Source organism: Pseudomonas sp. 2995-1 (assembly GCF_002742505.1).
GTDB classification, from domain to species: Bacteria; Pseudomonadota; Gammaproteobacteria; order Pseudomonadales; family Pseudomonadaceae; genus Aquipseudomonas; species Aquipseudomonas sivasensis.
In genome coordinates, this window is sequence record NZ_LJSA01000632.1 from 1 (window position 1) to 201 (window position 201).

Below are 201 nucleotides of genomic sequence, written 5' to 3' on the forward strand. Positions count from 1 at the left end.
AGTTGGAACTGAGGCGTCTGAATTTGGGGCGGCTTCGCCACCCAGCGCGGGGCAAGCCCGCTCACTACAAAATCCTGTTCACCACATAAGGCCTGCTCAAGACAAAGAGCCTGCTCACCACGCTGGTCAGCGAATTGAACACGGCCATCGACGGCATTCGTGCCAGTGGTGAGTACCAGAAGATTTCGCAGCAGTACGCCT

At 57.2% G+C, this 201-nt stretch carries 1 protein-coding gene; it reads right to left on the reverse strand.

What is annotated here, in order from left to right:
- The coding region (locus AOA61_RS32040; RefSeq protein WP_218197422.1) for a hypothetical protein at positions 1-201 on the reverse strand (201 nt) is incomplete at both ends.